General features: G+C 62.6%; 2 rRNA genes. Both read right to left on the bottom strand.

Annotated features, from left to right (window positions below):
- Positions 1-2,117 (bottom strand): 23S ribosomal RNA (locus ACP5PX_RS07690); the annotation flags it as partial.
- A 169-nt stretch (positions 2,118-2,286) separates the two neighbouring features.
- Positions 2,287-2,863: ribosomal RNA gene (locus ACP5PX_RS07685) — 16S ribosomal RNA — on the bottom strand; the annotation flags it as partial.

Raw genomic sequence — 2,863 nt, 5'->3', positions numbered from 1 at the left:
ATGCGCGTCGGAACTTACCCGACAAGGCATTTGGCTACCTTAAGAGAGTCAGAGTTACTCCCGGCGTTTAGAGGCCCTTGGCCCGGTTGAACCCGGGTTTCAGGTGCCCCCACTGGCCAGGATTCAGCGGCTGTACAAACCCTTTCGGGCTAGCAGCCACCTGTGTTTTTATTAAACAGTCGGGACCCCCTTGCCACTGCGACCTGCGATCCCGAGCTTTCACCCAAGATCGCAGGCACCCCTTCTCCCGAAGTTACGGGGCCAATTTGCCGAGTTCCCTCGCCCCCCGTGCCCCCGACACGCCTTAGCCTTCACAGCCAGGGCACCAGTGTCGGTTCTCGGTACGGTCGCGGTGACTCCTCTCCCATCCCGCTTTCATGGTCCCCCGGAATCGAGGGAACCCGCTAAGGCGGGCCATTCCTGCCTCGCTCGGGTTCTCGCCATTACGGCACTCCTCCGAGCTCGGACAGTTAGATGGGGCGGCGACCCCACTCCCCCTATCCGGAGGCGACGAGATGAGATGCGCGCCCACGAGGGGCGCACGGAGACACCGCGGCGCCGGAATATTAACCGGCTTCCCATTCGGACGCACCCTTTCGGGGCATCCTTAGGACCGGCTAACTCTTGGCCGACTGCGCGTCGCCAAGAAAACCTGGCCCTTCCGGCGGCCGGGGTTTTAACCCGGCTAGGCTGTTACTACCGCCAGGATCTGCAACGGAGATCGGTCCACGGGACCTCACGGCCCCGCTTCCGCCCAATCTCCGCGCCCGCCTACCGCCCACCCTCTACTGAGGGTGACCCGAGGTCTCGGTGGCCGACTTAGCCCCGTCCATTTTCGGGGCCCCCCCGCTCGGCAGGTGAGCTGTTACGCACTCTTTAAAGGATGGCTGCTTCTGAGCCTACCTCCCTGCTGTCTTAGCGGAGGGACGCCCTTCAGTTTGACACTTAGCCGGCACTTAGGGACCTTAACCCCGGTCTGGGTTGTTCCCCTCTCGGCTGTGGGGCTTACCCCTCACAAGCCCGTCTCCGGGCTTCTTGGGAGCCGGCACCTTCGGAGTTCGAAAGGGGAGTGGGGCATAACGCCCCTTGCCCCCCTATCGGTGCTCTACGGCACCGGCCACCTCAGCCCAGGCCAGACTGCGATCTGCTTCGGCGGGAACTAGCTATCACCGGACTAGATTGGCTTTTGGCCCCTAGCCCCAGGTCTGAGGACGCGAATTGCACGTCAGCACCCCTACGGGCCTCCACCGGGGTTTCCCCCGGCTTCACCCTGCCCAGGGCTAGATCGTCCGGTTTCTAGTCTCACCCCCACGGCTACGAGGCCCTTTCAGACCCCTTCCCTCACCTCCCGAAGGAGGCTGCGGAATTTCGGTTTCCCTTCGCCTTCGGGCTTTCGGCCCTTAAACTTGCCGTGAAGATGAACTCCCTGGCCCGTTGTTCGAAACGGAACGCGCCACCCTGGATCGCGGCGATCCAAGCCCCTTGCGAGGCCCAGACCGGCACGATCCTTTCGAGCGGCGCGCGATGTAGCCGCCTGGTTTCAGGCTCTTTTCACCCCCCTCTCGGGGCACTTTTCAGCGTTCCCTCACGGTACTTAGTTCGCTATCGGTCTCGAGAGGTATTTAGCCTTGGAGGCCGTTGGCCCCCGACTTCCCTAGCCAAATCCAAGGCCAGGTACTCGGGTCGATGGCGCGCACTCCGCTCCCTTTAACCTACGGGGCTATCACCCTCTTCGGCGGACCATCCCAGGCCACTTCGGCTAGGGAACGAAGTTGCGCTGCACTCAGGGTGCAGCCATCGACCATATACGCTACATCTCCCACGCGTCACCGCGCGGGATTCGGTTTGGGCTCTTCCCCTTTCCCTCGCCGGTACTCAGGGAATCTCGTTTGATTTCTCCTCCTTCCCCTACTTGGATGTTTCCGTTCGGGGAGTTCGCGCTCCCAGGTGTAAACCCGGGAGCGACGGAGCCCTGTTCGAGCTCCGTCGGGAGGTCCCATTCGGGGATCCCCGGATCTAAGGCCGCATGCGCCTCCCCGGGGCTTATCGCAGCTTGCCACGCCCTTCCTCGCCCCTCGAGCCAAGCCATCCTCCAGGCGGCGTCTGTACGCCTAGCCGGATGCAACACGGAAGCGGTCTGCACGCCCATGCGCGGTGCACATCGCGTGGATGGGGAGCAGACCACGTACCCCATCCCCGCTGCACCCTTCACCCAGCAGTTTCCTGCCGGGCTGCATCTAAGTCGGCCGTGCGGAATCCCCTTTCCGGGGAAAGTTAGGCTTCCATAGGAGGTGATCCGGCCGCACGTTCCGGTACGGCCACCTTGTTACGACTTCTCCCTCCTTGCCCGCCTCCAGTTCGATGGCGCCAACGAGACGCCACCTCACTGGAGACGAACTCGGATGGAGCGACGGGCGGTGTGTGCAAGAGGCAGGGACGTATTCACCGCGCGATGGTGACGCGCGGTTACTAGGGATTCCAGATTCATGAGGGTGAGTTGCAACCCTCAATCATAACTGGGGTGGGGTTTGAGGATTACCTCCCCCTTTCGGGTTCGGCTCCCATTGTCCCCACCATTGCAGCCCGCGTGTAGCCCAGGGGTTTCGGGGCATACTGACCTGCCGTAGCCCCCTCCTTCCTCCGCCTTGTCGGCGGCAGTCCCACCAGTTCGCCTTCCATCCCTAGAGGGGACGGAATGGCAACTGGTGGTGGGGATCTCGCTCGTTTCCTGACTTAACAGGACACCTCACGGCACGAGCCGGCGACGGCCATGCACCTCCTCTCAGCGCGTCAGGTAAGGTCTTTAACCTGACCGTCATTCTGCTGTCACCCCTGGTAAGGTTCCGGGCGTTGACTCCAATTG

It is taken from the genome of Hadarchaeum sp. (SeqCode), from assembly GCF_049969415.1.
Lineage (GTDB): Archaea > Hadarchaeota > Hadarchaeia > Hadarchaeales > Hadarchaeaceae > Hadarchaeum.
This window is presented reverse-complemented; position numbering and strand designations above follow the sequence as displayed.